5 protein-coding genes are annotated in these 5,195 nt (G+C 42.3%); 3 read left to right on the top strand and 2 right to left on the bottom strand.

Annotated elements, in window-relative coordinates:
* Positions 1-109: 109 nt before the first annotated feature.
* Positions 110-667 (top strand): RNA polymerase sigma factor, encoded by a 558-nt coding sequence (locus tag CWC03_RS21405; protein WP_138583584.1) that lies wholly within the window; start codon positions 110-112, stop codon positions 665-667.
* Positions 660-1,265, top strand: coding sequence for a hypothetical protein (locus CWC03_RS21410; RefSeq protein ID WP_138583585.1), 606 nt, complete (start codon positions 660-662; stop codon positions 1,263-1,265). The genes CWC03_RS21405 and CWC03_RS21410 overlap by 8 nt, the downstream gene beginning before the upstream one ends.
* 13 nt (positions 1,266-1,278) lie before the next feature.
* Here the strand turns inward: CWC03_RS21410 and CWC03_RS21415 are convergent, their stop codons facing one another.
* Positions 1,279-2,655 (bottom strand): Na+/H+ antiporter NhaC family protein, encoded by a 1,377-nt coding sequence (locus tag CWC03_RS21415; protein WP_138583586.1) that lies wholly within the window; start codon positions 2,653-2,655, stop codon positions 1,279-1,281.
* Between the two features lie 212 nt (positions 2,656-2,867).
* Here CWC03_RS21415 and CWC03_RS21420 point away from each other — a divergent pair, with 212 nt between their 5' ends.
* Positions 2,868-3,716: a MurR/RpiR family transcriptional regulator gene (locus CWC03_RS21420; RefSeq protein ID WP_138583587.1), complete on the top strand. Its 849-nt coding sequence runs from the start codon at positions 2,868-2,870 to the stop codon at positions 3,714-3,716.
* A gap of 58 nt (positions 3,717-3,774) precedes the next feature.
* Here the strand turns inward: CWC03_RS21420 and CWC03_RS21425 are convergent, their stop codons facing one another.
* Positions 3,775-4,932 (bottom strand): exo-beta-N-acetylmuramidase NamZ family protein, encoded by a 1,158-nt coding sequence (locus tag CWC03_RS21425; RefSeq protein ID WP_138583588.1) that lies wholly within the window; start codon positions 4,930-4,932, stop codon positions 3,775-3,777.
* Between the last annotated feature and the right edge of the window lie 263 nt (positions 4,933-5,195).

A 5,195-nucleotide genomic window follows, 5' to 3' on the forward strand; every position in this document is an offset into this window, starting at 1 on the left:
GCAGTTAGCGCTAAAACTGGCTGCTAGAAAGGCATTAATTATCCGAAGCTCAGGTTAATTTAGCTTATTGATATTAGGGTCTGTTGACCCTTGAGACTTAGGATTGCCTATGCTGAGTAGCTTGAAAGTATGGCGTGCTCGCGCCACCAGCAACGTAGAAGATCCGCTTTATGAATATGCGACAACAGGTAAAGTAAAACACCTAGAGCAAGTCATTGAGCGCTATCAAAGTGATTTATTTCACTTTCTAAAAACACAAACACAGGCGGCGTCGGCAGAAGATATATGTCAAAAAACATGGTTAAAAGTCATCGAAAAGAAAAACGCTTATCGACAGCAGGGTCACCCCAAGGCTTACTTGTTTCAGATTGCACGTAACCTGCTAATCGATTCAATCAGGGCGTCAGGTAAACTCTCTGAGTTGACAGATAGTAAAATAGGCATGACCAACTCCAATGAGTTTACAAAAGCATCGGAGGAACAGTGGCTATATCAGCAAATTGCTGCACTTCCTTTGTTACAAAAAGAGGCGCTAAGCTTACAGTTAGAGGGGTTCAGCTTAGCTGAAATAGCGCAAATTGTAGGGGCCACACAAGAGACTGTAAAAACTCGAATTAGATACGCAAAAGAGACACTAAAGTCTCAAGTGGGTGAAAATCATGAGTAATTTAGACAAATTTGACGCCAAGTTAAAAGCGGCTTACCAAGCTAACAAGCAGGACAAACCGTTAACTTTGGCTGCTCGCATCAAAGTACGATTAGTTAGCTTTGCCCATCATTACTTGGGTCGTGTAGAAACTTGGCAGTGGAGCGCGGTTACTTGTTCAGTCGCTTTACTTTTTACCTTGTGGTATCAAAATCAACATGTTGATTTTGATAAAGAGTATGACTCAAGTGCTCATTTAGTAAGTTATGGCGATTTTCAACACACTGAAACGCATGAGCTACAACAAGGCCAGTACCTTGCCCGTATAGATGAACAGAAAAAAGTGCTGGATGCTAGATTTGAGGCTGCGCAACAACAAGTTCAAAAACAGCGTTACGGTCGACTCGTTGCGATTAACGATGATGCTTGGTTAATTAAAGAGTGTAATACCCATACTCTCATCGAGTTAAAACAAAGCCTGCTTAGCGCGATGCCACAGCCAAAAACTAGTGTTATCAATTTTAATACGCCAGTTATGCTAGCACTGTCGACCGCCAACAAGGGGCAAATTATTGCTATTGAAAGTACGGGGCAAAACCAAGTTTTGGCTTGCCCCTAACTGGCACTTACTCTTACATCATAATAAGGCTAGCAATAAAGAAGCAGATAATTGCTAATCCCCCTCCCACCAATGCATAAGGTAACTGGGTTTTAACATGAGTCAGTAAGTCACATCCAGATGCCAGTGCCGATACTGCGCTGGTATCAGAGATAGGCGAGCAGTGATCGCCAAATATTCCGCCACTTAAGATAGCACCGAGCACAAGCGACGGCGGTAGGCCTAGCGCTTGAATCAGTGGCACACCAATCGGTATTAATATGGCGAAGGTGCCCCATGATGTACCGGTTGTAAATGACATGATTGCACCAGTAATAAAGAGTACAGGCACTATCAAGTAAATAGGCAGATAGTCACCAACTAAAGACGCAACAAAAGTCCCTGTTCCCAACTCTTTTAGACTTGCGCCTAAAGTCAAAGAGAGTAACACAATGCTTACCAATGGCAGCAGCTCCCCCATCCCCTTAAATCCAACATCCATTAGCTCGTGATGACTAAATCTCTTACCAGTTAAAAGCAGCAGGTACGCAACGGTTGAAGCTAAAATTGTGGCATAAAGTACTGATTTAGAGCCACTACCATTTGCTAATACACCATTGCCTGTCCAAAACATAAATCCAATCATACTTACAATCAGCGTTAACAAAGGGATCAGCATATAACGCGATTTGGTGGCACTTGGCCCACTACTAATTTCAGCTGTATGGTGCTTTAACTCTTGCTCTGCGGCCCTCATCGGTCCATGAACTTTATCAAAGACAATCGTATAGAGAACTATTAACAGTGCAATAATCGCATAAAAATTAAACGCGACACTACCCCATAAAATACTCACTGCCGACTGCTCAAGTTCGTAGTTACTCAGCAATCCAAGCACATAAGCGCCCCAGCCATTAAGTAAAATCAAAATACATACAGGAGCGCTAGTACTATCGATGATATAAGCCAAACGAGCCCGACTCATTTTGAACTTATCAAATAGTCCCCTGGCAACAATACCAGAGGTTAGTACACTCATATTTGATTCGATAAACACTGCCGTGCCAGTAAACATGGTTAGTAAGCCAACCTGGCGTTTACTCTTAGCGACGCCTCGATTAAGCAGCATATTCACCGTTGCAGCAACTCCACCAGACTCTCTGATGTAGGCGAGCAATGCGCCGATCACTATACTAAAAATCAAGATCCGGCTGTTACCTGCCGATGTCGCAACCTCAATAACACGTTCAATACTGCCTACGAATGTGCCGGCGATTAGCGACTGCTGACCATGTAGAGCCAATAAAAATTCGGAAGAAACTAGCGCTAAAATCAATGCGATAATCACTTCTTTACGCCAAAACACGACTGCAATTGCAATCAAAGGTGGCAAAATCGAGTACCAAGCCATATAGTTTAATCTATAAATTCAAAACACTTAGCTTAAGTTAAGCGGTTTAAAACACCAAGTCTTTGCGACTAAATTAATTTTAAGTCAACATTTAACCCCAATACTGGTACAATGAGTGTGTTTTGTGCAATGATATTCCTTTTTGGTCTATCGTAACGTTCCAATTGAACCTATAATATGGACAGATTAATTTAGTTCGGATTGAGTATCGCATGTCTACATTTGTCAAAATAAAAGCACTTCGTCCATCACTATCAAATAGTGAAGCAAAGCTTGCTGACTTTACCTTGAACTCGGGCGATAAAATCCGTGCGCTTTCCTCCGTTGAGCTGGCACGCGAAGCCGGTGTCAGCCAATCTAGCGTCGTAAAATTTGCCCAAAAACTTGGTTATAAAGGATTTCCAGCATTTAAACTTGCCGTTGTTGATGCGCTCAACGAGCAAACAGATACCAGCGCACCAATTGATGAGTTAATTTCCAGTAATGACTCCATCGAGTTAATCGCAGATAAATTACAACTAAAACAGCAAAATGTTATTTCCGAAACTCGAAAACTTAACTCAGCAAAACAGTTTGAAAACGCAATTCAGCTGGTGAAGAACGCAAGAAAAGTCATTGTGTGTGCACTTGGTAGTACGTTCACTATGGCCCAAGATTTAACTTGGAAACTCCAAAAGCTTGGTATTCCAGCAATTGCTCAGGTCGATGAAATCAGTGCCTCTAGCTTTATTGCAACGATGGGCAAAGACGATCTTTTTATTGTGATCAGCAATACAGGAACCAGCAAGAGCTTGCTAACCTTGACTAATCAAGCATTGGATAATGGCTGTAAATGTCTTGCCATTTCACGTTATGGTAGCCACTCACTCGCGGAAATGGCAGATGCGGTACTGTATTGCATCAATGAAGGAGAGCCACTTAAGCATTCAGGCATGCTGTCTCGTACTTCTCAAGCCTACCTTATTGATGTTTTATTCACTGCGCTCGCGCAATCTAACCTGCATTGGCAAAAACGTGTGGATAAGGCCAATGAAAACATGCAAGTATTGCGTAGCGAGTAAGACTTAAGCCGCTCACGGCAGACTCGTGCTGCCGTTTACCTCTAACAAAAGCCCACTACTACCTCGGATACAATAAATACTTTTTCCGCTGCTTTAAAAAATCTTGTACATCCTGCTGCCACAGTTTTCTCAACTCTAATGCTGATTGGCCAGACTCAATGGCTTTGCGGATTTTGTCCGTGCCAGCAAGCTTATCGAGAAAATAGGGGGACTGAAAAAACGCTTTATTCTCGTGCTTGAACTGCGCGTATGCAGCAACAAACCAAGTTAGATCAAAACCTCGTACATTACTGTTTCTCAAGTCCAGGCCAAACGCAGTCACACCATTTAATTTAGGATTGGAAGCCGCACCTAGTACAGGTCGAGGAGTGAACTGAAACTCACCCAATTTAGGATCTGGGTAGCCAAAAACTTGAAAGGGAAAATTCGTTCCACGACCAACAGAAATAGGTGTCGCTTCAAAAAAGCACAAAGATGGATACAAGTAGATTGCTTGTTGGTTTGGCAGGTTAGGACTTGGTGGGATCGGCAATCGATATTCAGTGCTGCCACTATAATTTCGCATTGGAAATACTCGTAACTGTGGCGCTTTAAGCGAGGTTAACCACCCTTCTCCTTTAATCATAGTCGCCAGTTCGCCAACGGTCATGCCATGCAATACGGGAATAGGATGCATACCAACAAAAGATTGAAATGGTTTTTCTAATAATGGGCCATCAACATATGCGATATTTGGATTTGGCCTATCAAAAACCCAAAATTCAATATTTGCGTCAGCTGCGGCTTCCATCGCAAGGTGCATAGTGCTGATGTATGTATAAAAGCGCAACCCCACATCTTGGATATCAAAAATAAGCACATCAATATCTTTGAGCTGATCAGGCTTTGGCTTTTTATTACTGCCATAAAGCGAAATGATTGGTAGCCCAGTTTTCACATCTTTTGTGTCATCTACCTTAGCACCTGCATCATAATTGCCACGAAAACCATGTTCCGGCGCAAAGACCTTTTTAACATTCACTTTTTTATTAAGTAAGTAATCAACTAGATGCTGGTCGTCAACGCGGGACGTTTGGTTTACGATTAATCCGACGCGCTTACCTTTTAACACAGGTAAATACTCATCTGCACGCTCAGCACCTAGTGTAAGCGATTCAACACTTAAAGGAACACAACAAAAAACAAGCAGTAAACAAATTCTGAGTGATTGAAACATATAACGCTTTCTCTAAATAAATACACGATTAGGGTATCAGTCAGAAAAAAAATGAAAAGTGTTTAGGGAGTTTAATCATGCAGTAGCGGAAGCAGGACTTGTGTTATGGAGAGTGAACTTCCGACCGTCGTCGTATTCAACTTTCGTAAAAGATCGCAGGATAAACCTGCTCCTACACGAGATATTTGGGCACAAAAAAACCGACTTTCGTCGGCTTGTTTCTCTCTTTATTTTACCACTTGAGGAAAAGTGGCGGACGCAGG

Origin of the sequence: Pseudoalteromonas sp. S2755, assembly GCF_005886535.1 — a bacterium.
Taxonomy (GTDB): Bacteria; Pseudomonadota; Gammaproteobacteria; order Enterobacterales; family Alteromonadaceae; genus Pseudoalteromonas.